Raw genomic sequence first — 26,549 nt, 5'->3', positions numbered from 1 at the left:
TCAGGAGTGTTCGACGATCGTGTCGGCGAGCACCGGCGCGTCGTCCCGCTCGACGGCACTGACGGCGACCCTGATGGACCCGGGCGTGCGCCACATGCGGATCCGCAGCGTCTCGCCCGGGAACACCACTCCCGCGAACCGGGTGACGTACGACCGCACCCGGCTCACGTCCCCGCCGAGCAGCGTGTCGACGACCGCCTTGAGCGTCATGCCGTACGTGCACAGCCCGTGCAGGATGGGCCGTTCGAAGCCGGCGAGCTTCGCGAACTCCGGGTCGGCGTGCAGCGGGTTCCAGTCGCCGGAGAGGCGGTAGAGGAGGGCCTGGTCCTCACGGATCGGCCGCTCGACGGTCCGGTCGGGCTCGCCGGCGGGCGGTTCGAGGCGCGTGGAGGGGCCGCGGTCGCCGCCCCATCCGCCTTCCCCTCGTACGAAGATCTGCGCGTCGTTGGTCCACAACGGGCCGTCGGCGTCGGCGACTTCGGTGCGCATGACCAGGACGGCCGCCTTGCCCTTGTCGTACACGGCGGCGATGCGGCCGGTGGCCGTGGCGGTGCCCGCGACCGGGATGGGGCGGTGCAGCTCGATGGTCTGGCCGCCGTGCAGGACCTTGGCGAGGTCGACGTCGACGCCGGGCATGGACAGGCCGCTGATCACGCCGGGCGAGCCGTTGCCCGCGACGGTGGCGAAACTGGGCAGGACGTGCAGCCGGGACTCCAGGGTGTAGCGCAGCTCGTCGGGATCGGTGGCCGGGATTCCGGCGCCGATGCCGAGGTGATAGAGCTGGACGTCCTTGCGGTCCCAGGTGATCTCGCCGGACCGGGGTTCGGCGGCGAGGGCCTTCGCTGCGTCGATGGGCATACGGCTCCTGGTGGCTCACGTTGGCTCAAGACCTCGGCGCGGCCGTCCGCACCGTCGGCCGCGACCGAGGTCGTCACGGGGCCGATCTAGAACGCGTTCCAGTCCGGCGCCCCTTGTATAGCCCAGGGCACCGCACTTGTGAAGGCTCCTGACGCTGTGTCAGGTCGGCGGGGCGGTGACATTTGTACTGGGCGAGTCCGTACATGCGCATCTGCCGGACGGGCGCCGCGATCCATACCGTCGTACCCATGACACAGACGGAATGCGCCGCCGCCGTGTCCTTCACGGGGGCGGTCAAGAACTTCGGCGCCGTACGGGCCGTCGACGGCGTGGACCTGGCCGTCGCGCCCGGCGAGACGGTGGCCCTGCTCGGCCGCAACGGCGCGGGCAAGTCGACGACGATCTCGCTGCTGCTCGGCCTGTACGAACCCGACGAGGGCAGCGTGCGGCTGTTCGGCGGGCCGCCGGAGCGGGCGGTGCGTGCGGGGCGGGTCGGCGCGATGCTCCAGGAGGGGCGGGCGGTGCCGCGGGTCACCGTGCGGGAGCTGGTGGCCTTCGTGGCCGGGCGGTATCCGGCGCCGATGCCGGTCGGGGAAGCCCTGCGGCTGGCCGGGATCGCGGAGCTCGCGGGGCGGCGGGTGGACCGGCTGTCCGGCGGGCAGGCACAGCGCGTGCGGTTCGCGGTCGCGCTCGCCGGTAACCCCTCGCTGATCGTGCTGGACGAGCCGACGGCCGCGCTGGACGTGGAGGCGCGGCACGCGTTCTGGGCGTCGATGCGGTCGTACGCACGCCTCGGGCACACGGTCCTGTTCTCCACGCACCACCTGGAGGATGCGGACGCGTACGCCGACCGCATCCTCGTGGTCGACCGCGGCCGGATCGTCGCGGACGGCACCGGTGAGCAGCTCAAGCGGTCGGTCGGCGGCGGCCTGGTCGCCTTCGACCTCGCGGGCCGCGGCACGGCGGGCCTGGAGCTGCTGCCCGGCGTCCGTTCGCTGGAGGTGCGCGGCGGCCGGGCCCGCCTGCGCACGGACGACCCGGACGCGACGGTGATCGCCCTGGCGGGGCTGGGTGCGATACGAGCCCTGGAGGTGGCCCCGGCATCGCTCGACGACGCGTTCCTTGCACTCACGGCACCGACGGCGGAGGAGGCGGCCTGATGTTCGACTACCTACGGCTCGAAGTACGCCGCACCCTCCGTGACGTCGGTTTCGTCATCGGTGGGATCGCCATGCCCGTGCTGATGTATCTGCTGTTCACCAACCTCGGTGCGGACGACGGTACTTGGAAGACCGGGGCGATGGTCGGGATGGCCGGGTACGGGGCCGTCGGGTCCGCGTTGAACACCGGGGGCGGGGTCGCCGAGGACCGGGCGATCGGGTGGCTGCGGCAGTTGCGGGTGACGCCGATGACTCCGCGGCAGGTGGTGGTCGGGCGGGCGCTGACCGGGTCGGTGACCGTCCTGCCGGCGATCGTCGCGGTGCTCGCCGCGGGTGGGCTGCTGGGCGGCGTGCGGCTGGCCGCCTGGCAGTGGGCGGCGATCGCGCTGCTGCTGTGGCTCGGCTCGGTGCCGTTCACCCTGCTGGGCCTCGGCAACGGCTACCGGCTCACCGGCCAGACCACCGGCGTGACGAACATGGCCTGCAACCTGGGCCTCGCGGTGCTCGGCGGCCTGTGGTTCCCCGTCGCCCTGTTCCCGGGCTGGCTGCGCGCCCTGTCGGCGTACACCCCCACCTACCGCTTCGCCCAGCTGGGCACGTCGGTCGCGGAGGGCCACGCCCCGGCGCTCGGCGCGATCGCGGTACTGAGCATCTGGCTGCTCGCTTTCGGTTCGTACGCTGTGCTGTCGTACCGCCGCGGCGCGGGCGACAACTGACCGGGGGAACGGGACATGGACTGTGACATGACATGGCGACAGCGGCTGCTGGTCCAGCTGGAGGTCTGGCAGTCGTCGCGGGCGCTGTGGAAGGAGGAGATGGAGGAGTACAAGGAGGCCCGGAAGTCGGCCCGGAAGGGCGGCCGGGAACCCGAGCACCCCGGCCCGCCGGCCAGCGGCTTCTCGCTCATGCCCTGGCTGCTGATGGGCCTGGGCGCCCTCTCGAACCTCTTCCAGGGCGAGACCCCCAACCCGTGGATCGGCGGCCTGGGCCTGCTCGCCTTCAACTCCCTCTACATCTATGTGTCGTTCCGCTCCTTCGACAAGCAGAAGCGGCACGAGACCTCCACCCGGGTCGCCCTGCTGGTGATGTTCCTGCTGACCACGGGACTGGCCGCCGGGTACGGGCACAACTGGCTGCTGTTCTTCCCGCTGCTCGGCCTCGCCACGGGCGCGACCCTGCGCGGGCCGTGGCTGGGCCGGGTGGGCCTGGGGCTGGCCGCCTTCGCGGGCGTCGTCTCCGCCTTCCACGACGCGTCGAACGCCACGACCATCGCCTACGGCACCTTCCTGTCCACGATGGTGACCGCCGCGATCCTGTCCCTGTCCGAGGCGGTACGGGAACTGCGCGCCGCCCGCGAGGAGTTGGCCCGCCGCGCGGTCGAGCAGGAGCGGCTCCGCTTCTCCCGCGACCTGCACGACCTGCTCGGCCACACCATGTCGGTGATCGTGGTGAAGTCGGAGGCCGCCCGGCGCCTCGCCCCGCGCGACCTGGACGCGGCGCTCGCCCAGATCACCGACATCGAGTCCGTCGGCCGGCAGGCCCTCACCGAGATCCGCGAGGCGGTGACGGGCTACCGCGAGGGCAGCCTCGGCACCGAACTGGACCGGGCCCGCTCGGTGCTGGACGCGGCCGGCGTCGAGCCGGTGCTGAAGCGCTCGGGCGTGCCGCTGGCCCCGCAGACCGAGGTACTGCTCGGCTGGGTGGTGCGCGAGGCGGTCACCAATGTCGTACGGCACGCGGGCGCGACGCGCTGCGAGATCACCGTGCACGGCACCGACGAGCAGGTCCGGCTCACGGTCGCCGACAACGGCACCGCCGAGCCCTCCGCACAGCTCCCGTCGGACGTGGGCGGCACCGGTCTGAAGGGGCTGACCGAGCGCCTCGCGGCGGCCGGCGGCTCCTTGCGGGCCGGCCGGTCACCGCGGGGCGGCTTCACGGTCACCGCCGAACTCCCGGTGGAGCCCGGCGGAGTGCTGGACCCCGTGGCGCTTACGGCGCCCAGGGCGAGCTGACCACCCAGCTCACGTCGTCCGTCCAGGAGGTGGCGCTGTCGAAGTCGTTCGAGCCGCCGTCGCTGGCTATGTAGACGTTGAGGTTGTAGTGGCGCAGGAATCTGGTCGGGTAGTTGTACGAGGCGAACGAGGTGCCCGTGCCGCTCTTGCCGGTCGTCGGGCAGAACGTCGCGTCGGACCTGAACAGGGCGGTTCCGTCCATGGGTTGGCGGTAGAGCTTGTAGTTGGAGTGGCGCAGGAAGTCCCCGGGGTAGTTGCGGGACTCGAAGGAGACACAGGAGCTGCTCGCCAGGCCGCGGCGGACGATCCAGGTGGCGTCGCTCTTGTCGAGCGTCGAACTGCTCGATGTGACCGGGGAGATGACCGCCGCGTTGTTCTGGTGGCGTATGTAGTCGCTGGTGCAGCACGCGGTGGTGGCGCGCAGCGAGATCTCCGAACCGGGCGTCAGTGAACCGGTGGTGCCGGTCGCGCCGCCGTAGCCGACGGAGACGATGTTGGCCTGTACGGCGTCGTCGGCGGCGTCGGTCGGGATGCCGGAGGTCATGACGCCCTCGAAGAAGGAGCCGATGGAGCCGTTGCTGTTGTCGCCGCCGGTGCCGAGGACGATCGAGCCCTCCTGGTGCATGGGCGAGTATCCGCCACCGTTGACGGTCGGTTCACCGCCGGAATACGTCGTGGTGAGGCTCCCGGATTGCGCGTTGCCGTATTTCAGAGCGAAATGGTCCTGGCCGTTGTTCTTGAGCAGCGCGGTCACGAAGGGCAGTGCTCCGGTGCCGGTGTTGGACGAGTTCGTGCTGTAGCCGAGATTCGACTGGAACAGGCCGTTCTCCAGGTCGGCCTGCACCCAGGGGCCGCCGCCGTAGCAGGGCGAGAACCAGCACTCGGTGCCGAAGTTGATGGCGTCCATGTGGCCGTTGCCGGTGTCCGTGTTGTTGGTCTCGGCGTTGCCGTAGTCGAAGCAGCAGCGGCCGTTGACATGGGTCCCGGAGGTGACCATGTACATCCCCTCGGCCCCGCCGTTGGTGGCCACCCCGGACGTCGAGTTGTCGCGGTAGCCCATGCCGGCCGAGATCTCCAGGCCGTAGACCTGGTGCCCGCCGACGGTCACCGGCAGCGCGTCCGCGGGCGCCCCGACATCGGCCGCACCGGCCCCGCCCGCGCCCTCGACGGTGAGGTCGTTGTGGCGGGCGGACTGGTCGTAGATCTTGGTGATGATGCAGGTCGTGCCCGCACAGAAGGAGTCCTGGGCAGCCGCGTTGGCATAGCCGCCGGCGGCCAGCAGCCCGATGTTCGCGGTGGCGCTGTCGGAGGCGCGCTGCACCTGGTAGAGCGAGCCGTTGTACGAGGAGTAGAGCGCCCTGACGAGGCTGTGCGCGGCGACGCAGGGGGTGCCCGCGGCGGCGTAGACGTCGCAGGGCAGCGAGCTCGCGGCCTGGGCCTGCGGGACCGCGGCGGCGAGCGCGAGGAGCGTGACGAGCGCGGAGAGCGCCGCCAGCATCGCGGTTCTGAGCCTTCGGAACACGGTGGACCTCTTCTCTGTCCGATATCCCGGACATTATTCGACCGAAATACCGAACTCATTTCGCGGATCGAAATACCGAACAATTGGAGAAGGGCAGCGGACAGTAATTGCAAAGGTGAACTCCCAATGCAGAGGCGATTGTTGGGCCGTCGTCGAAGGCCGTCAAGACTCGCGGAACGGAAATATGTCGAGTCTTTGAATTGCGCCGCCTCCCGGCGCGCCCTCTACCCTTGGCCCGTGGACGAGATGCCGCGGGACCACCGCCCGGCGAAGTGCGTGAGGGTCCTGCTCGCCGAGGACCAGGGAATGATGCGGGGCGCGCTCGCCCTGCTGCTCGGCATGGAGGCGGATCTGGAGGTGGTCGCGCAGGTCGCGGCCGGCGACAGGATCGTGGACGCGGCGCTGACCCACCGGCCCGACGTCGCCCTGCTGGACATCGAACTGCCGGGCATGAGCGGCCTGGAGGCGGCGGCCGAGCTGCGCGACCAGGTCCCGGACTGCCGGGTGCTGATCCTGACCACGTTCGGCCGGCCCGGCTATCTGCGCCGGGCCATGGAGGCGGGGGCCGCCGGCTTCCTCGTCAAGGACGGGCCCGTGGAGGAACTGGCCGCCTCGATCCGCCGGGTGCTCACCGGCGAGACCGTGATCGACCCCGCGCTGGCCGCGGCCGCGCTCAGCGCCGGGCCGAACCCGCTCACCGCGCGCGAGTGCGACGTGCTCAAGGCGTCCGTGGACGGTGCGACGGTCGCGGACATCGCCGGGAAGCTGCACCTGTCCGAGTCCACGGTCCGCAACTACCTCTCGTCGGCCATCGGCAAGACGGCCACCCGCAACCGGATGGAGGCGGTACGCGAGGCCCGCCGACAGGGCTGGCTGTGACCCCCTATTTCGTCACCTCCGCGCTCGCGTAGGACGTGCCCTCCGGGGCCCGGCACACGAACCAGTTCGCCGTCGTCGAGCCCGCCGCCGGGCGGAGCATCGCCGCGAGCTGGGGGGAGACGTCGTAGCCCGCCGGGATCCAGTGGGTCACCGTCGACGTGCCGTTCTTCCAGGTGCAGGTGACCTCTCGGGCCGTCTTGGCGACCATGCCGACCACCAGCTGCCCGGACTCGGACTCGGGTGCGTAGCGGGTCGCCATCGACTCCATGTCCGTGCCCGCGAACGGCTCCAGCTCCTTGGCCGTGTTGAACATGATCTGGGTCCCGCGCTCCCCGTCGTACGACCGGAGCACGAAGAACGAGGTCTTGCCGATCAGATCCGCCGCCTTGTGGACCTCCGCGGGCTCCACTCCGGACCTTGTCATGGCGTCGAGTTGCCGTGTCGCCTCGGCCTTGTCCTTCGGCGCTCCCCAGAACTGCACGACGAGGGACCACGTCTTGCCCTTGTACATCCCCTTGGCCAGGGACGTGACCTGAGGCTCGTACACATGCCTCTGCTCCGGTGTCTTCCCGTGCGTCGCCACCACCGCGCCCCGCCCGCCGCCGTCCCCGCCCCCGTGCAGCAAGCCCGCAGCCGCCAGCGTCCCCGTCGACCCGGCGATCACCGCGGCCGTCACCGCGGCCACCGCCCAGCGCCGCGCCCTGCGTCGCCGGCCGCCGCGCAGCACCGCCTCCACGGGGGCTATGCCGATCTCGACCTCGTCCGCGGCGTCCGCGAGGAGGAGGGTGATGTCCGTCTGTGTCATGTCGTGGTTCCTCTCCCGGTCCGCGCTCATCACTTCCGCCCGCCCTGCGTCACCGTCTCCGCCAGTCCCGGTATGGCGCGGAGTTTCGCGATGCCCTTCGCCGCGTTGCTCTTCACCGCGCCGACCGAGCAGCCCATCGCCTCGGCCGCCTGGGTCTCCGTCAGGTCCTCCCAGTAGCGCAGCACCACCGCCTCCCGCTGCCGGGGCGGCAGTGCGGACAGTGCCTTCAGCAGGACGCCCCGGTCGTCGGCCTGGGCGATGCGGTCACCGGTGTCGGCGATCTCGCGGACCAGGCCGGAGTCGTCCTTCGGCGCCAGGAACTCCCGCAGCCTTCTGCGGTGCCTGCGCGCATGCGCGTTGATCATCACGCGCCGTACATACGCCTCCGGGTCGTCCGCGGCGGCGACCTTGCGCCAGGCCACGTACACCTGCTCGAACGTCGACTGGACCAGGTCCTCCGCGGCGTGCTGCTCCCCCGTGAGGAGAAATGCCGTCCGCACCAGCCGCGGCCAGCGGCCGATGAAAAAGCTCTGGAACTCCGCGTCCCGAGCCTCCCTGCGATCCCCCATGGGCACCTCCTAGATACAAGAAGGAGTCCATGGACCGCCCGGACCGTTGCCTCACTTCGCGGAAATTCTCCCCACGGCGCGTTCCCCCAGGTCCGCCGGCTTCCGCCCCGGCAGCCACACCAGCATCAGCACCGCCCCCGCGAGCAGCACGCCCGTCCCCGTCCGGAACACCAGCGCGTAGCCCTCGGTCAGCGCCCCCAGCGTCGGGCTGTCCCCGGTGCGCGCCGCCGCGATCGTCGACATCACCGCGAGCCCCAGCGAACCGCCCATCGTGCGCGAGGTGTTGACCAGCCCCGACACCAGCCCCGCCTCCCCCGGCGCCGCCCCCGACGTGGCGAGCGCGGCGAGCGGCGTCGCGGTGAGACCGGCGCCCAGCATCATCAGGATCCCGGGGAACATGATCTCGGTGAGGTAGTTCCCGGCCGGCGTCATCAGCGACTGCCAGCCGAAGCCCGCCGCCGCGACGACCGTGCCGAGCGCGGCCAGCCTGCGCGCGCCGAGCAGCGGCATGAAGCGCGGGGCCGACTTGGACCCGAGCAGCACCGCGAGCGAGCTGGGGACCAGCGCGAGACCGGCCTCCAGCGGGGTGTAGCCGAGCACGTTCTGGGCGTACAGCGTCATGAAGTACCACATGCAGAACATCGCGGAGCCGCACAGGAACATCGCCACGTTCGCCGAGGACACCGCCCGCGACCGGAACAGCCCGAGCGGCATCAGCGGGGCCGCCGTACGCGCCTCGACCAGCAGGAACACCCCGATCAACGCGAGCCCGGCGAGCAGCGGCAGCAGCGTCGCGGCCGCCGTCCACCCCTCCGCCTCGGTCTGCGAGATGCCGTACGCGAGGGTCGCGAGCCCGGCCGTCACCAGCACCGCACCCGGCAGGTCCAGCCGCCGCCCGTCGCCGTTCCGGCTCTCCCCCAGCCACCGCATCGAGCCGGCCAGCACGACCGCCCCCACGGGCACGTTGATCAGCAGCACCCACCGCCAGGACAGCCCGTCCACCAGCGCCCCGCCGACCAGCCCGCCGGCCGCGCCGCCCCCCGCGCCCACCGCGGTCCAGGTCGCTATCGCCCGCGCCCGCGCGGCACCCTCCGGGACGGCCGAGGTGAGAATCGTCAGCGTCGACGGGGCCAGCACCGCCGCCCCAAGCCCCTGCACGGCCCGCGCGACCAGCAGCTGACCGCCCTCCTGCGCGAGCCCGCCGCCCAGCGAGGCCAGCGTGAACAGGGCGAGCCCGACCAGGAACATCCGCTTGCGCCCGTACAGGTCCCCGGCCCGGCCGCCGAGCAGCATGAACCCGGCGAAGGCGATCGCGTACCCGTTCACCACCCATTGCAGGCCCTGCGCGCTCAGCCCCAGGTCGGTCCGCATCGACGGCAACGCGACGTTGACGACCGACACGTCCAGCACGACCAGGAACTGCCCGGCGCAGGCGAGCGCGACCACCAGCCAGGTGGGGGGCGCGGTGGTACGGGAGGTCCGGGTGACGTCAGCGGCTTCCAGCATGGGTGTCATGCTCTCAACCCGCTTACGGTCCTTGCATCGGGATTTCGCCGGACCCGGACCTACAGCGCAGGACCTAGACCGCGCACGACAGCGCGGGAGCCAGACCGCCTGCGCCACCGCCGTACGCCCGAAACCGCCTAGACGGCCCGTACCAGCGTCACCACCGCGGCCCCACCGAGCCCGATGTTGTGCGCGAGCCCGACCCGCGCCCCAGGCACCTGCCGCTCCCCCGCCGCGCCCCTCAACTGCCACACCAGCTCGGCGACTTGGGCGATGCCCGTCGCCCCCAGCGGATGCCCCTTGGAGATCAGCCCGCCGGACGGGTTCACCACCCACCGCCCGCCGTACGTCGTCGCCCCGGACTCCACCAGCTTCCCGGACTCGCCCTCCCCGCACATCCCGAGGGCCTCGTACGTCAGCAGCTCGTTGACCGAGAAGCAGTCGTGCAGTTCTACGACGTCCACGTCGTCGATGCCGAGTCCGGACCGCTCGTAGACCTGGCGGGCCGCCTCCCGCGACATCGGCTGCCCGACGACGTCGACGCACGAACCGGACGCGAAGGACTCCTCGGTGTCGGTCGTCATGGCCTGGGCGACGATCTCGACGAGACCGGTGAGCCCGCGCTGCTCGGCGAACCGTTCCGACACCACCACCGCGGCCGCCGCGCCGTCCGAGGTCGGCGAGCACTGGAGTTTGGTGAGCGGGCGGTGGACGGTACGCGCGGCGAGGATGTCGTCGACCTCGTACACGTCCTGGAACTGCGCGTACGGGTTGTGCGCCGAGTGCCGGTGGTTCTTGGCGGCGACCGCGGCGAGCTGCGCCTCGGTGGTGCCGTACTTCTCCATGTGCTCGCGGGCCGCGTCGCCGAAGATCTGCGCGGTGGGCGGGGTCATCTCGAAGCCGTGCCGGGCGGCCATGATCCCGTAGTGCCGGGCGACGGGGGATGTCGAGAAGTCGCCGCCATCCGCCCCTCCGCCCAGCGCGCCCTTCTTCATCTTCTCGAAGCCCAGGGCCAGTACGCAGTCGGCGGAGCCGCCCTCGACGAGCTGGCGGGCCAGCATCAGGGCGGTCGAGCCGGTCGCGCAGTTGTTGTTGACGTTGTAGACCGGGACGCCGGTGAGACCCAGCTCATAGGCGGCGCGCTGGCCGGCGGTGGACGGCTGGAAACAGTAGCCGACGGGAACCTGTTCCACGTCGGTGTACGCGACCCCCGCGTCCGCGAGCGCCGCGCTCCCCGCCTCCCGCACCATGTCCCAGTACTGCCAGTCACGGGTCTCGGGCTTCTCGAACTTGGTCATCCCGACGCCGGCCACGTATGCCCTCATGGCGCGCGAGACTAGAACACGTTCCACTAACTCGCCACCCCCTGACGCTGCATCAGATTCCCATGACCCGGTCAAGAATTGATTAGAGGCTCGAAGCAACGGAATAGTTGCCTGTGCATACGAGGTTTACCCAGCACTTATCTACTGGAGGCCTCCCGCAATGACCCACACGACGAACGACCTGCCCGCCCGGAGAGCGAGCGGGGCCGTGGTCCCGGTGCTCGCCTTCGCGGGCATCGTTGTCGCGGTGATGCAGACCCTGCTCGTCCCGGTGATCAAGGACCTGCCGCAGCTGCTGGACACCGCGCCCAGCAACGCCACCTGGGTCCTGACCTCGACGCTCCTCTCGGGCGCCGTGGCCACCCCGATCATGGGCCGCCTCGGCGACCTCTACGGCAAGCGGAAGATGCTGATCCTCAGCCTCGCCGTCATGGTGGCCGGCGCGCTCGTCAGCGCCCTCACCAGCCAGCTGCTCACGATGATCGTCGGCCGTACGCTCCAGGGCTTCGCGATGGGCGCGATCCCGCTCGGCATCGGCCTGATGCGCGACATGCTGCCCCGCGAGAAGCTCGGCTCCGCGATGGCGCTGATGAGCTCCTCGATCGGCGTCGGCGGCGGACTCGCGCTGCCGCTCGCGGCGCTGGTCGCCCAGCACGCCGACTGGCACGCCCTCTTCTACGGCGCGGCGGGCCTCGGCGCGCTCTCGATCGTCCTCACTCTGCTCGTCGTACCGGAGTCCCCGATGCGGGCGGAGGGTTTCTTCGACATCCTGGGCGCGCTCGGGCTGTCCGCCGGTCTGGTCCTCTTCCTGCTGCCGATCACCAAGGGCAGCGACTGGGGCTGGACCTCGGGCAGCACGCTCGGCATGTTCGCCGCGTCGGCCGTCGTACTGGTCCTGTGGGGCCTGTTCGAGCTGCGCTCGCAGGCACCGCTGGTGGACCTGCGGACCACGGCCAGGCCCGCCGTCCTCTTCACCAACCTGGCGTCGATCATGGTCGGTGTCTCGTTCTACGTCGTCTCGCTCGTCCTTCCCCAGCTGCTCCAGCTGCCTAAGGCCACCGGGTACGGCCTCGGCCAGTCCATGGTCGTCGCCGGTCTGCTGGTCGCTCCGCTGGGGCTGACCATGATGGTCACGGCGCCGGTGTACGCGCGGCTGTCGGCGAAGTACGGGCCGAAGTTCACCCTCATCCTCGGCATGCTGATCATCGCGATCGGGTACGGCGCGGGGCTGGGGCTCATGAGCGCGGCCTGGCAGAGCCTCGTCATCGCGGTCGTGCTGGGTGCGGGGATCGGGCTCGCGTACTCGTCGCTGCCGGCGTTGATCGTGGGGGCGGTGCCGGCGTCGGAGACGGGGGCGGCGAACGGGCTCAACACGTTGATGCGGTCCATCGGTACGTCTGTTTCGAGTGCCGTGATCGGGATGGTGCTGGCCAACACCGCGAACAATGTCGGTGGGGTCGCGATCCCGACCATGCACGGGTTCCGGGTGTCGTTCCTCATCGCCACCGGGGCTGTGGCGATCGGGCTGGTGATGGCGTTGTTCCTGCCCAAGGCCAATCGGGCGCCTCAGCTTCGTGCCAGCAGTGAGGAGGAGGCGGGGGTCGCCAACGCGGAGGCTGTGCTGCGGGGGTTCCGGGGGCGTGTGCTTGATGCCGGGGGCGCTCCGGTGGCTCGGGCCAAGGTGACGCTCATCGACCGGCGGGGGCGGCAGGCGGGGGCGACCGTGTCCGAGGCCGACGGGAGCTATGTGCTGGCCGTGCCTGCGCAGGGGGCGTATGTGCTGGCGGCGAAGGCCTCCGGCCATGGGCCGCTTGCCTCCTCTGCTACGCATTCGGGGGAGGAGTTGGCTGTGGATCTGGATCTTTCGCTGCCCGGGGAGACTGTCAACGCCTAAGGGGCAGGGGGGGTTCTGTTGAGTGGCGGCTGATGCTTCGCCGTGGCTGGTCGCGCAGTTCCCCGCGCCCCTGAAGATGCTCCACGTGCCCCCTGCTGAGTAGATCGGTGGGGGGTACGACAGCATGGGTGGCCTGAGTGTCGTACGACTGGAAGGAAACCCATGGCAGCGCCCTCGCCCGAGATCCTGGCCGCCTTCGAGAAGGCGAAGGGGTTCATGCCCCTGCATGAGGGGCTTGCGCTGTACGGAGCCGCTGTTGAAGCCGGTGCGCTCGGGTTGCCGCTCCTCGAAGTCGGGACCTACTGCGGGCGGTCCGCCATTCTGCTCGGGGATGCCGCTCGGGAGGCCGGGGTCGTCGCGCTCACGCTCGATCATCACCGCGGGAGTGAGGAGCAGCAGCCGGGGTGGGATTACCACGACCCGGAGACTGTTGACCCCGAGCTCGGGGTGATGGACACGTTGCCCGCCTTTCGGCGGACGCTGTACCGGGCCGGGCTCGAGGAGCATGTCGTTGCTCTCGTCGGGCGGTCTCCGCAGATTGCCGCGTTCTGGAATTCGCCCCTCGGGCTCGTCTTCATCGACGGCGGGCACACGGACGAGCACGCCAACGCCGATTACGAGGGGTGGGCACCCCATGTGGCCGAAGGCGGGCTGCTGCTCATTCATGACGTGTTTCCGGATCCGAAGGACGAGTTCACGGGACAGGCGCCGTACCGCGTCTACCTCCGGGCCCTGGAGTCCGGTGCCTTCACGGAGGTCTCGGTGACCGACTCACTGCGCGTCCTGCGGCGAACGGGAGCGGAGATCAAATAGGCGGCGTGGGCCGGTCCAGAGCGACGCGGCCGGCGCGGATGAAGAGCATGGGGCATCTCTGCGCATCGGCCCGCTTCAATGGTCCTCCGCGCAGTTCAGCAGGTCCCGAAGGCTTGAGAGGCAGGCGTTCACCCGAGCAGCCGACTTCGTCGTGCCCCTGCAACTCGACCGCGGAGGAGGTCATCGGTGCCTCTCTGTACGTTCTCCTGCCGTGCAGACGGATCTCTTCCGCATTCCCTGCGGGGGTGTCCGGCAGAGGATCTGCGATGGTCGAGGGCCGCTATCCGGGCCAGCTGCGATTTCTCGGCGAATTCCTGACAGATCAGCTTCCTTTGTCTCGTCGCCAACAGTCTTTCCTGTCTGCGGGACCGACGTTCTTCCTGTTGCTCCAGCGCCCGCTGTTTCGCGCGTTCCGAGCGGCTGTTGATGAACCCCGTAAGGCTGCCGCCGATCAAGGTTCCGAACATTCCCATGGACGCGAGGAGCAGTGAATCGGCCATGTTCAATGTTTTGCGCCGCTGGGTGCCGAACTACTCCTCTCATCCCAACGGCCCGCACGAACCCTATGGACGCCATCGATGGCCGTTAGGGTGGCAGGCGTGTCGTACGTAGGCCCTGACTTCGATCCTCCGCAGCCCCGCCGCCCCCGTCGCGGCCCCCTGACCGTGGCGGTCGCCGCGCTCGTGCCGGGGGCCCTGCTGGGGTGGCTCGTGTACGAGGCCGTGGGCGGGTCGGGGGGCGGGGGCGGCTCGGGTGAGGCGAGTGTGCGGACCTCGCCGGCGACCTCGGCGCTCGGCAGTCCCGTCTCGTCGGCCGCTCCCCCATCCTCCTCCTCGTCGGACGACGGCAAGGAGTCGGCCTCACCGGCTCCGACCGACTCCTCCCCCGCCGCCTCCGGGCCGCTCAAGGGCAAGGTCGTCGTGATCGACCCGGGGCACAACCCCGGCAACTTCCAGCACACCGCCGAGATCAACCGCAAGGTGAACATCGGCACGAACTGGAAGGAGTGCGACACCACCGGGACCTCGACCAACGGGGGTTATACGGAGGCGGAGTTCACGCTCGACGTCTCGCACCGGCTGAAGGCGCTGCTGGAGAAACTGGGCGCGACCGTGAAGTTGACCCGGGACACCGGTTCCCCTGCCTGGGGGCCCTGCGTCGACCAGCGGGCCCGGATCGGGAATCTCGCCCACGCCGACGCCGCGATCTCGATCCACGCGGACGGGGCGGCGGCCGGTGACCGCGGGTTCCACGTCATCCTTCCCGGCTCCGTGCACGCGGGCGCCGCCGACACCCGCGCCATCGTCGCCCCTTCCTCGGACCTCGGCGTGCGTATCGCGGGCAACTTCGTCCGGGTGACGGGCGAGCCCGCGTCCAACTACATCGGCGACGGAACCGGTCTCGTCACACGTAAGGACCTCGGCGGTCTCAATCTGTCAACGGTTCCCAAGGTGTTCATCGAGTGCGGCAACATGCGCGATAGCAAGGACGCGGCACTGCTCACCAGCGGGGCCTGGCGACAGAAGGCGGCACAGGGGATCTCTGAAGGAATCGTGAGTTTCCTGCGCGCTTCGTGATCGGCGGGCGGATCCCTGCGGACACCCTGGTCGGGCGGGCGATAAGGTCTACCGACGACGAGACGACTGACGAAGGACCTGCAGTGAATATCCGCTCCCTCAACCGAGGCGACGGCGTGGTGATCGGGGCAGCGGTGTTGCTGTTCATCGCGTCGTTCCTCAACTCCTACACCTATTCCGGCTACGACGTCGACGTGAACGCGTGGGACAGTCTCGGCATGGGCTTGGGCATCTACATGGCCGGCGTCGTCGGCGCCGCTCTGGTCGTCGTCAACCGCGCGCTTCCGCAGCCGCGCAAGGTCGCCGGACTCGACCTCGGAGCGGTCGGTACAGCCTTCGCCGTCATCGTGGCCTGGAGCCTGTTCTGGTGGCTGGTGGACAGCGGCAAGGGCACCAGCCCCGCCGCCGGTCTCATCCTCGGCTTCGTCGCCGCCCTCCTCCTGGCCGGTGCCGCCATCGCCACCCCGCTGGTCCCCGCGCTCCAGGCCGCGCTCATCCCGGCCCCCAAGCCGCAGACCCCGCAGCCGTACGGCGGCCAGCCGCAGCCGGGCGGTTACGGCTACCCCGGTGCGCAGCAGCCGCCGTACGGCGGTCAGCCGCAGCCGGGGCAGCCCTACGGCGCCGCGCCGCAGGCCCAGGCGCCGCAGCCGGTCGGGGACTTCTCGCCGTTCTGGTTCGCCGTCCCGGTGCCGCGGCCGCTGTTCGCGGAGGACGGTTCGCCGACGCCGATCGCCGAACTGGCGCCCGGTACCTGGTACCTGGCCGTCGAGCAGCGCGGTCCGGGCCTGGTCGCCCAGACGCAGGACGGCCGCCGCGGTGTCCTCCAGGACACGTCCGGCATCCAGCGCGGCTGAGCCGAAGCAAGTAGCGGTACCACGGCCTCTCGCCCTTTCGGGCGGGGGGCCGTTGTCGTACAGTCGCAGCTCTTAGCGTCAGATTTGACGGACCGTCAGATATCTGGTGGAGGCGCCATGCGACTCGGTCTCGCCCTCGGTTACTGGGGCCGCGGCCCCTCCGCCGACCATGTGCCGCTCGCGCAGGAGGCCGAGCGGCTCGGGTACGACTCCGTGTGGACGGCCGAGTCGTGGGGCTCGGACGTCTTCACACCGCTGGCCTGGATCGCCGCGCAGACCTCAAGGATCAGGCTGGGTACGGCGGTTGCGCAGATGGCGGCCCGGTCGCCGACCACCACCGCGATGCACGCCCTCACCCTCGACCATCTCTCCGGCGGGCGCATGATGCTGGGGCTGGGGCTGTCGGGGCCGCAGGTGGTGGAGGGGTGGTACGGGCGCCCGTTCCCGAAGTCGCCGCTGACGGCGACACGGGAGTACGTGGATGTCGTACGGCAGGTGCTGCGGCGGGAGGGGCCGGTCGCGCTGGACGGACGCTTCCACTCGCACCCCTACCGGGGCGAGGACGGGACCGGGCTCGGCAAGGCGCTCAAGCCGATCACGCATCCCCTCCGTCCCGACCTGCCGATCCTGCTCGGCGCGGAGGGGCCGAGGAACGTCGAGCAGACGACGCGGATCGCCGACGGGTGGCTGCCGCTGTACTGGTCGCCGAGCCGTCCGGACGTGTACGGAGCGGCAGTTGAGGCCCTTCCGCCCGGCTTCGTCGTCGCCCCGCTGGCCCGGGTGCAGGTCTGTGCCGACGTCGCCGAGGGGCTGCTGCCGGTCAAGACCATGCTCGGCTTCTACATCGGCGGCATGGGGCACGCCTCCCGCAACTTCCACGCCGACCTGATGGCGCGGATGGGCTACGAGGAGGAGGCGCGGCACATTCAGCGGCTCTTCCTGGAGGGGAGGAGGGAGGAGGCCGTGCTCGCCGTGCCGGACGCCTTCGCGGACGAGATCTCGCTGGTCGGGCCGCGCGAACGCATCGCGGAGCGGCTGGAGTTGTGGCGCAAGGGGCCGGTGACGGACCTGCTGGCACTGGCCCCGGACCGGGAGTCGCTACGGGTGCTGGCCGAGCAGAACTCCTAGCTGCCGCCCGCCAGTTGGCCGGCCGACGGGACCTTGTCCGTCACCTCGGCGCCCGCGCTCTCTCCCGCGTCCTTGACCTTGTTGATGATGTCGTCGAAGGAGCCGGCCGCGTCGTCGGCCGAGTCGCCCTTGCGGAGTTTCGACGGGAGGTCCTTGAGGGCGTCGATGCCGGAGCTCAGCGGGGCGAGGGCCTTGGAGAGGGTCGGGTCGCCCTGGGCGTTGCGGGTGGCCGCCTTGAGCCGGTTGTACGCGAACGCTCCCGCGAGCCCCGCCTTCACCAGGGCGAACTTGCGTCCCTTGGTGCCCTTCTTGAACTTCCCGGCCTTCCAGGGCTTCACGATCCACTGGTACGTCGCCCCGGCCGCGAGCCCGGCGTTCGTCACGAAGCGGGTCTTGGCGAACTTCTGGCGTTCGGCCGAGCTGGTGGGGCTCGGGGTGTCGGCTGCGGCGGCCACGACCGCTGCGGTGTCCTGGGCGGCATCGGTTCCGCTGTTTCCGCAGGCGGTGGCGCCGGCGAGCAGGGCGCAGCAGAGGGTGAGCGCCACGAAGAGGCGCCGTATCGGTACGGGCACGGGGTCCTCCGGGGTGTTCTCCCCGAGTCGGTGTTCCTCCGGCAGCCTGCCCCGGGCCGGCGCTGTCCGCCACTCGGGCGAACCCGTTCGGGTTTCATTCGGCAAGTCGCGGCAATCCGGAAAGCATGTCTCGATATAGCAGTGGCAATCGGGCCGGCGCGGTCGTGGCGATCGTCGCCGACATCATGGCCCTCATCCTGGGCCTGTGGATTCTGATGTACCTGCTGGACGCCAACCGTGCCAATGAACTGGTGCAGTTCGTCCATGACGTGGCCAACTGGCTGGCGGGCTGGTCGCGTGACCTCTTCACCTTCGACAAGGCCTGGGCCCGCGTGGTCGCCGGCTACGGCCTGGCGGCGGTGGTCTACCTCTTCGTCGGCCACGCGATCGCGGGCCGGATGCAACGTCACTGAGAGGACCGGTGCGCCTCACGTCGTCCGGTCACCCAGCGCTCGACCTGATCGACCGACTCCGCCGTCGGGCGTCCCGTGGTGTCGATCAGGTCGGTGCGCCATCGCGGATCCTCGGCGGTCCACCCGGTCCAACGGTGCCAGGCCATCTCCGGCCAGCTGCCGTCGATGATGACCTCGGGCTTGAAGCGCGGGTCGCGGGCGTGGCCGCGGTGCCAGGCGGCCCAGCCGCAGAACGCGTCGACGGCGTCCTGGTCCCAGCGGCCGCCGTCGCGTGCGGCGAGCCGTTCGCGCCGTACCTCGTCGGCGACGTCGATCAGGCACACCGCGATCCCGTCCAGCAGCGGGGCCGAGGGGGCGGCGAGGACCTCGCCCAGGGGCGACTGCCCGGACAGCAGCAGGTCCAGTCCCCTGGCCTGGTAGTCCAGCGCGCGGCGCACCCACAGTTCGGTCATGCGGTTGCGCCAGTGCGGAGGGATCGGCGGGTCCGGCACGCCGACCTCGTCGAACTCGTGCACCACGAGACCGTCCAACCGGTCCGCGACGGCGCGGGCGAGCGTGGTCTTGCCCGCGCAGCTGGATCCGGTGAGTTTCAACAGCATCCGGCCAGGGTGGCCGCCGACGGCGGATTTCTCGACCGGATTTCCGGCGGTACGAGGGTCAGCAGCAGTCGGGGTCCAGTCCCCTCGGCAGGGTCTCGCCGCCGAACACCGTGCAGGTCGCGTCGTGGCCGCCGAGGGCCGCGACCGCGAGGAGGAGGGAGCCGGCCGTCCAGGTGGTGAGTTCCTGGGGCCAGATCGTCTCGTCCTCGAAGACGTAGCCCGTCCAGTAGAGGCCGGACTCGGCGTCGCGCAGGTGCTGGATGGACTGGAGGATCTCCAGCGCGCGGTCGGACTCGCCCATCGCCCAGAGGGTGAGTGCGAGTTCGGCGGACTCGCCGCCGGTCACCCAGGGGTTCGGGACGACGCAGCGCACGCCGAGGCCGGGGACGACGAAGCGCTCCCAGCCTTCCTCTATACGGGACTTGGCCTCCGTGCCCGTCAACGCGCCGCCCAGCACCGGGTAGTACCAGTCCATCGAGTAGCGGTCCTTGTCGAGGAACCGCTCGGGGTGGCGGCGGATCGCGTGACGCAGCGCCCCCACCGCCAACTCCCAGTCCGGCTGCGGCTCTTCGCGCTGCTCGGCGATCGCGAGCGCGCAGCGCAGCGCGTGGTGGATCGAGGAGGAGCCGGTGAGGAGGGCGTCGGCGGTGAAGCTCCCGTCCTCCTCGCCCTTCCAGCCGATCTGCCCGCCCGGCTGCTGGAGCCGCAGCACGTACTCGACGGCCGCGTAGACGGCCGGCCACATACGGTCCAGGAAGGCGTCATCGCCGGTGGAGAGGTAGTGGTGCCACACCCCTACGGCTATGTAGGCGACGAAGTTCGTCTCCCGGCCGTGGTCGGTGACGTCGGCGAACTCCCCGTCCTGGTATGCCGCGTACCAGGACCCGTCCTCGTTCTGATGCCGCGCGAGCCACTCGTAGGCCCGCTCGGCGGCCTCGTGCTCGCCCGCCGCGTCCAGCGCCATCGCTGCCTCGGTGTGGTCCCACGGGTCGAGGTGGTGTCCCCGGAACCACGGGAGCGCCCCGTCCTCCCGCTGCACGGCGAGGATGCCGGCGACGGTCGCGGCGGCCTGCCCGGCGGTGAGGACCCCGGGCAGGACGAGGTGTTCTGTCCGGGGAGTGGTCACCGCGCGCCCGCCCCCGCCTCGGAGAGCTTGGGCAGGTGCGGCTTGGTCGCGTACGCCACGAAGCTCTTGCCGATCAGCGGGTTCAGCGCCTGCTCGGCGACCCGGGTGGCCAGGGGTTTCTTCATGATGTCCCAGACCAGCAGCTTGTGGTACGCCTTCACGGGCAGCGCCTTGTCGTTGTCGACGCCGAACGCGCACTTCAGCCACCAGTACGGCGAGTGCAGCGCGTGCGCGTGGTGGGTGCCGTACGGCTTGAGGCCCGCCTCGCGGATCTTCGCGAGCAGTTCGTCCGCCTTGTAGATGCGGATGTGGCCGCCCTCGACCTCGTGGTACGCGTCCGACAGCGCCCAGCAGACCTTCTCGGGGCCGTAGCGCGGGACGGTGATCGCGATCCGGCCGCCGGGCTTCAACACCCGGACCATTTCCGCGAGTACGCCCTTGTCGTCCGGGATGTGCTCCATCACCTCGGAGATGATCACGACGTCGAAGGACTCGTCCGGGAAGGGGAGGGCGAGGGCGTCGCCCTCCATGGCGGTGGCGGTGGCGCCTTCCGGTGCTTCCCCGGCCTCCTTCATCGCCGCGAACCACTTCGCGACCTCGCGGATCTCCTCGCCGTTCTGGTCGAGCGCCACGACCTGGGCGCCGCGCCGGTAGCACTCGAACGCGTGCCGGCCGGCTCCGCAGCCGAGGTCCAGGACGCGGTCGCCCGGGGCGAGCGGGAACCGGGAGAAGTCGACGGTCAGCACGTGGCCCTGCTTTCGGAGTAGACGCCGGTGTCGCTGGTCGGGGTCGCGGATTGGACGCCCTGAGTGGCCGCGGAGCGGCCGGGAAGCGTGCTCGCGATGGGGGTCCCCCCGCGCGAGCGCCGTCGAGCGTGGGGGAGGGCCATGGCCTCGCGGTAGTGCAGTACCGTGCCCTCCGCTGCTCGCGCCCAGGTGAACCTCGCCAGTACCCGCTCACGGCCCGCCCGGCCGAGTCGGGCCCTCAGTTCGCGGTCGCCGAGCAGTCGGCTCAAGCCGGCGGCCAACGCCCCCGAGTCACCCGGCGGTACCGCGAGGCAGGTCTCGCCGTCCGGGCCGGCCACCTCCGGGATCGCCCCGCCGGTCGTCGCCAGCAGCGGTGTGCCCGTCGCCATCGCCTCCGCCGCCGGGAGGGAGAAGCCCTCGTAGAGCGACGGGACGCACGCGACCTCCGCCGAGCGGACCAGGTCGACCAGTTCGGCGTCCGAGATGCCCTTGACGAACTCGACGGCGCCTTCGAGGCCGTACCGCTCAATGGCCTGTGCGACGGGCCCCTCGGCGGGCCGCTTGCCGACGACGACCAGGTGGGCGTCGGGGTGTTCCGTACGTACCTTCGCCAGCGCCTCGACGAGGAAGACCAGGCCCTTGAGGGGGACGTCCGCGCTGGACGTCGTCACGATCCGGCCGCGGACCACCGGGACCGACGGGTCCGGCGAGAACAGGTTCGTGTCGGCACCGATGTGGACCACGTGGATACGGTCCTCGCGCACGCCCAGGTGGTCGACGATCTCGGCGCGGGAGGTGCCGGAGACGGTCAGGACGGACGGCAGCCGGCGCGCGACGCGCTTCTGCATGCGTGTGAAGGCGTACCAGCGGCGCTTGCCCCAGCGCTGCTGCCAGTTCTCGGCCGCGTCCAGCTCCAACTGCCGGTCCACGGTGATGGGGTGGTGGACGGTGGTGACGAGCGGGGCGCCGACGTCGCCCAACAGCCCGTATCCGAGCGTCTGGTTGTCGTGCACGACATCGAACTCGCCGCGCCTGGCGCGGAGATGACGGCGGGCGCGGAGGGAAAAGGTCAGCGGCTCGGGGAAGCCGCCGGTCCACATCGTCGCGACCTCCAGCGCGTCGATCCAGTCGCGGTACTCGTCGCGCTTCGGGGTGCGGAAGGGGTCCGGCGAGCGGTAGAGGTCGAGGCTCGGCAGCTCGGTGAGGCTGAGGCGGGCCGCGTACTCCGCGCCCTCGTCGAGGACGGGATACGGCTGGCTGCCGATCACCTCGACGCGGTGACCGAGGCGGGCCAGCTCGCGGGAGAGGTGGCGGACGTAGACGCCCTGGCCGCCGCAGAACGGGTTCCCTTTATAGGTGAGGAGCGCGATGTGGAGCGGTCGCTCGCCGTCGGCGGCCGAGGCCTCCTGGGGCCCGGCCTGACTGGCCTCAGCGGTCACTCTGGGCCCCCTTCTGCGTGCACTGTCCCGCGAGATTACGCCGGGACGCTAATCTAGAACAAGTTTCAGACTTGATCGTCCAGGAGGCTCTGAATCTACCGGCAGGTAGGGGCACTGTGAGCAGTGGATCAGGTGATTCGCGCCACGGCGGACGCCCTGCCATGCTCGGTGCGATCACCGGCCTTCACCGACTGTCACCGGACGGGACACATGCCTGCGGAAGCCAAGCCGGACGCCACCGCGCGGACGTCCTCCCCGCCCCTCACGGAGCGGCAGGAGGCGCGTCGTCGACGCATCCTGCACGCGAGCGCGCAGCTGGCCAGCCGGGGCGGCTTCGACGCGGTGCAGATGCGGGAGGTCGCCGAGTCCTCGCAGGTGGCGCTGGGCACGCTGTACCGCTACTTCCCGTCCAAGGTGCATCTGCTGGTCGCCACCATGCAGGACCAGCTGGAGCACATGCACGGCACGCTGCGGAAGAAGCCGCCGGGCGGCGAGACGGCCGCCGAGCGGGTCGCCGAGACCCTGATGCGGGCCTTCCGGGCGCTGCAGCGCGAGCCGCATCTGGCCGACGCGATGGTGCGGGCGCTCACCTTCGCCGACCGCAGCGTCTCGCCGGAGGTCGACCAGGTCTCCCGACAGACCACGGTGATCATCCTGGATGCGATGGGGCAGGAGAACCCGACCCCCGAGCAGCTCTCCGCGGTCCGCGTCATCGAGCACACCTGGCACTCGGCCCTGATCACCTGGCTCTCGGGCCGCGCCTCCATCGCCCAGGTGAAGATCGACATCGAGACGGTGTGCCGGCTCATCGACCTCACGGCACCGGAGGACAACTAGCTGTTGCGCAGGGCTCGTTGACCGAGAGCGAGGACGGCGAACGTCCCGATCCCGCCGGTCGCCACGATGACGAGACCCGGCCGCAGCCACACACCCAGCGTCCCGGACGGCGCGATGCCGATGCCCTGGTCAGCCCACCGGCTGCAGCCCGCTCCAGCTTCGGCCGATCGCCGTTTCGGTCGCCCACTGGTCCAGCAGGCGCCGGGCATCCTCCTCCGGGGCCGCGAGGGACACCCGCTGGGCGCCCGTGTGCAGGGTGCCGTCCTCGCCCTCCTTGGCCACGCTGCCCTCGCTGCAGCAGGCGCAGAGCATCTGGACGCTGCTCGCGGGTTCGGCGCCGAAGCCGTGCTCGGTGAACAGGTCGAGCAGGGCCCGTACGTCGGCCTTGTCACCCGCGGCGACCGTCACCTGGAGGGTGGGCAGTTCGGACTCCTGGAGGAGGAGCAGCTCCTCGAAGACGGGGTAAGTCCGGCCGTCGTAGACCCGCTCGCCCTTGGGTTCGCCGTCGTGCACGACGATCTCGCCGTACCGCCGGCCGCTGGTGATGGGCACGTTGACGACCCGTCCCCGGGTCGGGCAGAGGCGTTCGATCCAGACGACCTCGCGCTCGCCGCCGGTGTCGAGCCGTACGCAGGCCGCGCCGAAGCTGCCCTCGATCGGCCCCTCGCCGTCCGGGATCTCGATGCCGAAGCCGGCCCAGGCGTCGCGGGCCGTCGGCCAGTCGCCCTGGATGGTGGCGGCGATGCCGAGGTTCCAGAACGCGGGGTCGCCCTCGCCGCGCGGGGCCCGGGCGGCGGCCTCGCGGCCGAGGGCGTACGCCTTGGCCCAGTTGCGCAGGAACTTGTGGGCGAGCGCGGCGTCGTACCACCAGTCCGCGCTCGCCTTCTCGTCGGGGAAGTGCGCGAGCAGCTGCTCGTAGAGGTCGGCGGCGCGCAACCACTCCTTCTCCTGCCAGGCCGCCCGCGCCTGCTGGAACAGCCTCTTCGCCTCGGACTTCTCCACCCTTTTCCCTGCCCCTGATCGCTTCGGTGACGACCGCAGGAGCGTATGCGGCTACTCCTCGGGCGGGAACACCGGCTCCCCGCTCCCCAGCAGGGTGATCACGATCGCCTCCACCGGGCAGTTCTCGGCGGCGTCCAGGATGCGTTCGTTGGCGTCCGTCTCCGGGTCCACCGGGTGCGACTGCATGGCCGAGTCGAGGCGGAAGGCGCCCTCGGCCCGGTGCGTGCACTGGGCCGAGCCGATGCAGACGGAGCGGTCGACCTCGACGTGCCAGCGGTCTCCCATGCCGCTCAGCCCTCCCAGCCGGCGGGAAGGTGGATCATCTTGTGTTCGAGGTACTCGCCGTAGCCCTCGGGGCCGAACTCCCGCCCCAGACCGGAGTTCTTGTAGCCACCGAACGGGCCGAGCATGTCGAGGCTGAAGGTGTTGACCGAGTAGGTGCCGGTACGGACCTGCCCCGCGACCTCGATGCCGTGTGCCACGTCGGCCGTCCACACGCTGCCGCTGAGCCCGTAGTCCGAGTCGTTGGCGATCTTCAGCGCCTCGGACTCGTCGCCGTACGGGAGCAGGCAGATGACCGGGCCGAAGATCTCCTCGCGGGCGATGCGCATGGAGTTGTCGACGTCGCCGAAGAGGGTCGGCTCGACGTACCAGCCGCGGTCCAGGCCTGGCGGCCGGCCGCCGCCGGTGAGGATCTTGGCGCCCTCCTCCTGGCCGATGCGGATGTAGTCGAGGTTGCGCTGCTGCTGGCGTTTGGCGACCAGGGGGCCCACCTGGGTCGCGGTGTCCAGCGGGTCGCCGACCACCAGCGCGCTCGCGGCCTGCGCGAAGGCGTCCGCGAACTCGTCGTAGCGGGAGCGCGGGACGAGGATGCGGGTCTGCGCCACGCAGGCCTGCCCGTTGTTCATCCAGGCGGCGGGCACGACCCCGGCGACGGTGGCCGCCACGTCCGCGTCCGGCAGCACCACGGCCGCCGACTTGCCGCCCAACTCCAGTGTCACGCGCGTGAGATTGCGCGAGGCGACCTCCATCACGCGCTTGCCCGCGGCCACCGACCCGGTGAAGGAGACCTTGTCGACGCCGGGATGCCCGACGAGGTACTCACTCACCTCGCGGTCGGCCGGCAGGATCGACAGCACACCCTCGGGCAGCCCGGCCTCGCGCGTGATGTCGGCGAGGATGTACGCGTCCAGCGGCGACTCCGGCGAGGGCTTGAGGATCACCGTGCAGCCGGTGAGCAGCGCGGGCGCGAGCTTGGCCGCGGCGACGAACTGCGGGACGTTCCAGGGGACTACGGCCGCCACGACCCCGACCGGCTCGCGGCGCACCAGGATCTTCCCGAGCACGCCGTCGCGCCGCTCCTCGTACGTGAAGTTCCGCGCGACCGTGATCGCCGCGTCCCACACCATCATCGCGCCGAGCGCCTGCGCGAGCACGCTCCAGGAGTACGGCGACCCGTTCTCGGACGAGATCACGCGCGCGATCTCCTCGTGCCGCACCGCGATCGCGTCCTTGATCCGGGTGACGACCTCGATCCGCTCGTCGAGGCTCATCCGCGGCCAGGGCCCCTCGTCGAAGGCCCGCCGCGCGACCGAGACGGCCCGGTCGACGTCCTCCCGCGAGGCGTGCGGCACCCGCCCGATGACCTCCTCGGTATGGGGCGAGATCACCTCGATGACGTCCTCGCCCAGGGGATCGGTCAACTCCCCGCCGATGAACAGCTGTCCGTGTTCCACGAGCTCGGCCATCACCACTGCCCTCGTTTCTGACGGTGTTTCAGGAACTGATACCAGTTCTAGTTATAGTGAGCAATGGCCGTGGAGCGGAGGACAGATGGCGACGACGTTCGATCATGGTGGGGGCATACGGTCCGTTCAGGTGCCCATTCCGGACAACCCGCTCGGGTACACGCTGGTGTACGTCGTGGACACCGACCGCGGACCCGTGCTGGTGGACACCGGGTGGGACGACCCCGCCTCCTGGTCCGTGCTCGCCGAGGGGCTGGCCGGCTGCGGGACCTCCGTCGAGGAGATCCACGGGGTCGTGATCACCCACCACCATCCCGACCACCACGGCCTGTCGGGCAAGGTGCGCGAGGCCTCCGGCGCCTGGATCGCGATGCACGCGGCCGACACGGCGATCGTGCGCCGGACTCGGGAGACCCAACCCGGGCGCTGGTTCGCGTACATGACCGACAAGCTCACCGCCGCCGGTGCGCCCGAGGAGCACATCGCGCCCCTGCGCGACGCGGCGCCCCGCACCACCCTCCCCGGCTTCTCCCCCGCCCTGCCCGACCGCGAACTCGTCCCCGGCGAGCTCCTCGACCTCCCGGGGCGGCGGCTGCGCGCGATCTGGACACCGGGTCACACTCCGGGCCACGTCTGCCTGCACCTGGAGGAGGAGCACCCCTCCCGACTCCCCGGCCACGGACGCCTGTTCTCCGGCGACCACCTCCTCCCCGAGATCACCCCGCACATCGGCCTGTACGAGGATCCCGACGACGCCACCGTCACCGACCCGCTCGGCGACTACCTCGACTCCCTGGAGCGGATCGGGCGCCTGGGCGCGGCCGAGGTGCTCCCCGCCCACCAGTACGCCTTCACCGACGCGGCCGCCCGGGTACGGGAGTTGCTCGCCCACCACGAGGAACGCCTCGCCGACCTCCGCTCCCTCCTGGTCGAACCGCTCACCCCGTGGCAGCTCGCCGAGCGCATGGAGTGGAACCGGCCCTGGGGCCAAATCCCTTACGGATCAAGGAACATCGCGGTCTCGGAGGCCGAGGCGCATCTGCGGCGGCTGGTGAAGCTGGGGCGGGCGGAGGCGGTGGCGGGGAGCGAGCCGGTGGCGTACGTGGCGGTGTAAAGGGTCGGTGGCAGTGGAAAAGGGGTCGTGGGCGCGGCGGGTGCGCTGTTA

Annotated in this window: 27 protein-coding genes; 13 read left to right on the top strand and 14 right to left on the bottom strand. The window is 70.7% G+C overall.

All coding sequences use genetic code 11. The features are described from left to right. Window positions 1-858, bottom strand: a complete 858-nt coding sequence (locus ABZ848_RS01670) for a MaoC/PaaZ C-terminal domain-containing protein (protein WP_360823503.1) — start codon at window positions 856-858, stop codon at window positions 1-3. A 248-nt stretch (window positions 859-1,106) separates the two neighbouring features. On the opposite strand from ABZ848_RS01670, the gene ABZ848_RS01665 reads away from it, so the two are divergent. The 3 genes from ABZ848_RS01665 to ABZ848_RS01655 are packed head-to-tail and all read left to right on the top strand — an operon-like array spanning window position 1,107 to window position 4,030. Beyond that, on the top strand, window positions 1,107-2,018 hold the full coding sequence (locus tag ABZ848_RS01665; RefSeq protein WP_360823500.1) for an ABC transporter ATP-binding protein: 912 nt from the start codon (window positions 1,107-1,109) through the stop codon (window positions 2,016-2,018). Next, the gene (locus ABZ848_RS01660) at window positions 2,018-2,734 is read left to right on the top strand and encodes an ABC transporter permease (protein ID WP_360823497.1); all 717 of its coding nucleotides are present in this window, start codon (window positions 2,018-2,020) and stop codon (window positions 2,732-2,734) included. Before ABZ848_RS01665 ends, ABZ848_RS01660 begins: the two co-directional genes overlap by 1 nt. Before the next feature lie 27 nt (window positions 2,735-2,761). Beyond that, entirely contained in the window at window positions 2,762-4,030 is a 1,269-nt protein-coding gene (locus ABZ848_RS01655) for a sensor histidine kinase (RefSeq protein ID WP_360823494.1), read from the top strand. Here the strand turns inward: ABZ848_RS01655 and ABZ848_RS01650 are convergent. Continuing rightward, on the bottom strand, window positions 4,008-5,528 hold the full coding sequence (locus ABZ848_RS01650; RefSeq protein ID WP_360824318.1) for an alpha-L-arabinofuranosidase B: 1,521 nt from the start codon (window positions 5,526-5,528) through the stop codon (window positions 4,008-4,010). The two genes, ABZ848_RS01655 and ABZ848_RS01650, sit on opposite strands and share 23 nt — an antisense overlap. A gap of 270 nt (window positions 5,529-5,798) precedes the next feature. On the opposite strand from ABZ848_RS01650, the gene ABZ848_RS01645 reads away from it, so the two are divergent. Then, window positions 5,799-6,431: a response regulator transcription factor gene (locus ABZ848_RS01645; protein ID WP_360824316.1), complete on the top strand. Its 633-nt coding sequence runs from the start codon at window positions 5,799-5,801 to the stop codon at window positions 6,429-6,431. Window positions 6,432-6,435: 4 nt separating this feature from the next. On the opposite strand, the gene ABZ848_RS01640 is transcribed toward ABZ848_RS01645, so the two are convergent. The 4 genes from ABZ848_RS01640 to ABZ848_RS01625 form a co-directional block, all read right to left on the bottom strand. Beyond that, complete coding sequence (locus ABZ848_RS01640) at window positions 6,436-7,236, bottom strand: hypothetical protein (protein WP_360823491.1); 801 nt, start codon at window positions 7,234-7,236, stop codon at window positions 6,436-6,438. 29 nt (window positions 7,237-7,265) lie between these two features. Continuing rightward, the gene (locus tag ABZ848_RS01635) at window positions 7,266-7,805 is read right to left on the bottom strand and encodes a SigE family RNA polymerase sigma factor (RefSeq protein WP_360823488.1); all 540 of its coding nucleotides are present in this window, start codon (window positions 7,803-7,805) and stop codon (window positions 7,266-7,268) included. A gap of 51 nt (window positions 7,806-7,856) precedes the next feature. Then, on the bottom strand, window positions 7,857-9,311 hold the full coding sequence (locus tag ABZ848_RS01630) for an MFS transporter (RefSeq protein ID WP_360823485.1): 1,455 nt from the start codon (window positions 9,309-9,311) through the stop codon (window positions 7,857-7,859). A gap of 137 nt (window positions 9,312-9,448) precedes the next feature. Next, window positions 9,449-10,636: a lipid-transfer protein gene (locus tag ABZ848_RS01625; RefSeq protein WP_360823482.1), complete on the bottom strand. Its 1,188-nt coding sequence runs from the start codon at window positions 10,634-10,636 to the stop codon at window positions 9,449-9,451. Window positions 10,637-10,796: 160 nt separating this feature from the next. On the opposite strand from ABZ848_RS01625, the gene ABZ848_RS01620 reads away from it, so the two are divergent. The 6 genes from ABZ848_RS01620 (at window position 10,797) to ABZ848_RS01595 (ending at window position 16,902) form a co-directional block, all read left to right on the top strand. Beyond that, a complete protein-coding gene (locus ABZ848_RS01620) occupies window positions 10,797-12,530 on the top strand; it encodes an MFS transporter (RefSeq protein ID WP_360823479.1) in 1,734 nt (577 codons plus the stop codon). A 162-nt stretch (window positions 12,531-12,692) separates the two neighbouring features. Further along, the gene (locus ABZ848_RS01615) at window positions 12,693-13,343 is read left to right on the top strand and encodes a class I SAM-dependent methyltransferase (RefSeq protein ID WP_360823476.1); all 651 of its coding nucleotides are present in this window, start codon (window positions 12,693-12,695) and stop codon (window positions 13,341-13,343) included. Between the two features lie 266 nt (window positions 13,344-13,609). Continuing rightward, the gene (locus ABZ848_RS01610) at window positions 13,610-13,834 is read left to right on the top strand and encodes a hypothetical protein (RefSeq protein WP_360823473.1); all 225 of its coding nucleotides are present in this window, start codon (window positions 13,610-13,612) and stop codon (window positions 13,832-13,834) included. Between the two features lie 108 nt (window positions 13,835-13,942). Then, on the top strand, window positions 13,943-14,920 hold the full coding sequence (locus ABZ848_RS01605; RefSeq protein ID WP_360823470.1) for an N-acetylmuramoyl-L-alanine amidase: 978 nt from the start codon (window positions 13,943-13,945) through the stop codon (window positions 14,918-14,920). An 83-nt stretch (window positions 14,921-15,003) separates the two neighbouring features. Next, window positions 15,004-15,774: a hypothetical protein gene (locus ABZ848_RS01600; RefSeq protein WP_360823467.1), complete on the top strand. Its 771-nt coding sequence runs from the start codon at window positions 15,004-15,006 to the stop codon at window positions 15,772-15,774. Between the two features lie 117 nt (window positions 15,775-15,891). Further along, window positions 15,892-16,902, top strand: coding sequence for an LLM class F420-dependent oxidoreductase (locus ABZ848_RS01595; RefSeq protein ID WP_360823464.1), 1,011 nt, complete (start codon window positions 15,892-15,894; stop codon window positions 16,900-16,902). Here the strand turns inward: ABZ848_RS01595 and ABZ848_RS01590 are convergent. After that, the gene (locus ABZ848_RS01590; protein WP_360823461.1) at window positions 16,899-17,474 is read right to left on the bottom strand and encodes a hypothetical protein; all 576 of its coding nucleotides are present in this window, start codon (window positions 17,472-17,474) and stop codon (window positions 16,899-16,901) included. The two genes, ABZ848_RS01595 and ABZ848_RS01590, sit on opposite strands and share 4 nt — an antisense overlap. Window positions 17,475-17,599: 125 nt before the next feature. On the opposite strand from ABZ848_RS01590, the gene ABZ848_RS01585 reads away from it, so the two are divergent. Continuing rightward, window positions 17,600-17,887 carry a hypothetical protein gene (locus ABZ848_RS01585; RefSeq protein WP_360823458.1) on the top strand — a complete coding sequence of 96 codons (288 nt, stop codon included), beginning with the start codon at window positions 17,600-17,602 and terminating at the stop codon, window positions 17,885-17,887. Here ABZ848_RS01585 and ABZ848_RS01580 read toward each other — a convergent pair. Genes ABZ848_RS01580 through ABZ848_RS01565 form a run of 4 tightly spaced genes read right to left on the bottom strand, consistent with a single transcriptional unit; the run spans window position 17,881 to window position 21,797 of the window. Continuing rightward, window positions 17,881-18,486, bottom strand: a complete 606-nt coding sequence (locus ABZ848_RS01580) for a hypothetical protein (protein WP_360823455.1) — start codon at window positions 18,484-18,486, stop codon at window positions 17,881-17,883. The genes ABZ848_RS01585 and ABZ848_RS01580 overlap by 7 nt on opposite strands. 58 nt (window positions 18,487-18,544) lie before the next feature. Continuing rightward, entirely contained in the window at window positions 18,545-19,612 is a 1,068-nt protein-coding gene (locus ABZ848_RS01575; protein ID WP_360823453.1) for a prenyltransferase/squalene oxidase repeat-containing protein, read from the bottom strand. Next, a complete protein-coding gene (locus ABZ848_RS01570; protein WP_360823450.1) occupies window positions 19,609-20,358 on the bottom strand; it encodes a class I SAM-dependent methyltransferase in 750 nt (249 codons plus the stop codon). Before ABZ848_RS01570 ends, ABZ848_RS01575 begins: the two co-directional genes overlap by 4 nt. After that, a complete protein-coding gene (locus ABZ848_RS01565; RefSeq protein WP_360823447.1) occupies window positions 20,352-21,797 on the bottom strand; it encodes a glycosyltransferase family 4 protein in 1,446 nt (481 codons plus the stop codon). The genes ABZ848_RS01570 and ABZ848_RS01565 overlap by 7 nt, the downstream gene beginning before the upstream one ends. Before the next feature lie 210 nt (window positions 21,798-22,007). On the opposite strand from ABZ848_RS01565, the gene ABZ848_RS01560 reads away from it, so the two are divergent. Next, the gene (locus ABZ848_RS01560) at window positions 22,008-22,634 is read left to right on the top strand and encodes a TetR family transcriptional regulator (RefSeq protein WP_360823444.1); all 627 of its coding nucleotides are present in this window, start codon (window positions 22,008-22,010) and stop codon (window positions 22,632-22,634) included. 129 nt (window positions 22,635-22,763) lie between these two features. On the opposite strand, the gene ABZ848_RS01555 is transcribed toward ABZ848_RS01560, so the two are convergent. Genes ABZ848_RS01555 through ABZ848_RS01545 form a run of 3 tightly spaced genes read right to left on the bottom strand, consistent with a single transcriptional unit; the run spans window position 22,764 to window position 25,384 of the window. Continuing rightward, on the bottom strand, window positions 22,764-23,636 hold the full coding sequence (locus tag ABZ848_RS01555) for a tetratricopeptide repeat protein (RefSeq protein WP_360823441.1): 873 nt from the start codon (window positions 23,634-23,636) through the stop codon (window positions 22,764-22,766). Between the two features lie 51 nt (window positions 23,637-23,687). Continuing rightward, window positions 23,688-23,921, bottom strand: a complete 234-nt coding sequence (locus tag ABZ848_RS01550) for a ferredoxin (protein ID WP_360823437.1) — start codon at window positions 23,919-23,921, stop codon at window positions 23,688-23,690. Window positions 23,922-23,926: 5 nt separating this feature from the next. After that, complete coding sequence (locus ABZ848_RS01545) at window positions 23,927-25,384, bottom strand: aldehyde dehydrogenase (RefSeq protein ID WP_360823434.1); 1,458 nt, start codon at window positions 25,382-25,384, stop codon at window positions 23,927-23,929. An 85-nt stretch (window positions 25,385-25,469) separates the two neighbouring features. On the opposite strand from ABZ848_RS01545, the gene ABZ848_RS01540 reads away from it, so the two are divergent. Beyond that, the gene (locus ABZ848_RS01540) at window positions 25,470-26,498 is read left to right on the top strand and encodes an MBL fold metallo-hydrolase (RefSeq protein ID WP_360823431.1); all 1,029 of its coding nucleotides are present in this window, start codon (window positions 25,470-25,472) and stop codon (window positions 26,496-26,498) included. Window positions 26,499-26,549: the final 51 nt, after the last annotated feature.

Source organism: Streptomyces sp. NPDC047081, from assembly GCF_040643775.1.
GTDB lineage: Bacteria > Actinomycetota > Actinomycetes > Streptomycetales > Streptomycetaceae > Streptomyces.
The sequence above is the reverse complement of the archived record's forward strand: the minus strand, read 5'-3'. Positions and strand labels throughout refer to the sequence as shown.

Bases quoted from the DNA above. Each gene is read 5' to 3' on its own strand.
- ABZ848_RS01625 (WP_360823482.1), bottom strand. From the start codon at position 10,636: ATGAGGGCATACGTGGCCGGCGTCGGGATGACCAAGTTCGAGAAGCCC.
- ABZ848_RS01550 (WP_360823437.1), bottom strand. From the start codon at position 23,921: ATGGGAGACCGCTGGCACGTCGAGGTCGACCGCTCCGTCTGCATCGGC.
- ABZ848_RS01580 (WP_360823455.1), bottom strand. From the start codon at position 18,486: ATGCTGTTGAAACTCACCGGATCCAGCTGCGCGGGCAAGACCACGCTC.
- ABZ848_RS01635 (WP_360823488.1), bottom strand. From the start codon at position 7,805: ATGGGGGATCGCAGGGAGGCTCGGGACGCGGAGTTCCAGAGCTTTTTC.
- ABZ848_RS01665 (WP_360823500.1), top strand. From the start codon at position 1,107: ATGACACAGACGGAATGCGCCGCCGCCGTGTCCTTCACGGGGGCGGTC.
- ABZ848_RS01615 (WP_360823476.1), top strand. From the start codon at position 12,693: ATGGCAGCGCCCTCGCCCGAGATCCTGGCCGCCTTCGAGAAGGCGAAG.
- ABZ848_RS01640 (WP_360823491.1), bottom strand. From the start codon at position 7,236: ATGACACAGACGGACATCACCCTCCTCCTCGCGGACGCCGCGGACGAG.
- ABZ848_RS01630 (WP_360823485.1), bottom strand. From the start codon at position 9,311: ATGCTGGAAGCCGCTGACGTCACCCGGACCTCCCGTACCACCGCGCCC.
- ABZ848_RS01585 (WP_360823458.1), top strand. From the start codon at position 17,600: ATGTCTCGATATAGCAGTGGCAATCGGGCCGGCGCGGTCGTGGCGATC.
- ABZ848_RS01670 (WP_360823503.1), bottom strand. From the start codon at position 858: ATGCCCATCGACGCAGCGAAGGCCCTCGCCGCCGAACCCCGGTCCGGC.
- ABZ848_RS01545 (WP_360823434.1), bottom strand. From the start codon at position 25,384: ATGGCCGAGCTCGTGGAACACGGACAGCTGTTCATCGGCGGGGAGTTG.
- ABZ848_RS01620 (WP_360823479.1), top strand. From the start codon at position 10,797: ATGACCCACACGACGAACGACCTGCCCGCCCGGAGAGCGAGCGGGGCC.
- ABZ848_RS01645 (WP_360824316.1), top strand. From the start codon at position 5,799: ATGCCGCGGGACCACCGCCCGGCGAAGTGCGTGAGGGTCCTGCTCGCC.
- ABZ848_RS01540 (WP_360823431.1), top strand. From the start codon at position 25,470: ATGGCGACGACGTTCGATCATGGTGGGGGCATACGGTCCGTTCAGGTG.
- ABZ848_RS01560 (WP_360823444.1), top strand. From the start codon at position 22,008: ATGCCTGCGGAAGCCAAGCCGGACGCCACCGCGCGGACGTCCTCCCCG.
- ABZ848_RS01650 (WP_360824318.1), bottom strand. From the start codon at position 5,528: ATGCTGGCGGCGCTCTCCGCGCTCGTCACGCTCCTCGCGCTCGCCGCC.
- ABZ848_RS01610 (WP_360823473.1), top strand. From the start codon at position 13,610: ATGGTCGAGGGCCGCTATCCGGGCCAGCTGCGATTTCTCGGCGAATTC.
- ABZ848_RS01655 (WP_360823494.1), top strand. From the start codon at position 2,762: ATGACATGGCGACAGCGGCTGCTGGTCCAGCTGGAGGTCTGGCAGTCG.
- ABZ848_RS01595 (WP_360823464.1), top strand. From the start codon at position 15,892: ATGCGACTCGGTCTCGCCCTCGGTTACTGGGGCCGCGGCCCCTCCGCC.
- ABZ848_RS01660 (WP_360823497.1), top strand. From the start codon at position 2,018: ATGTTCGACTACCTACGGCTCGAAGTACGCCGCACCCTCCGTGACGTC.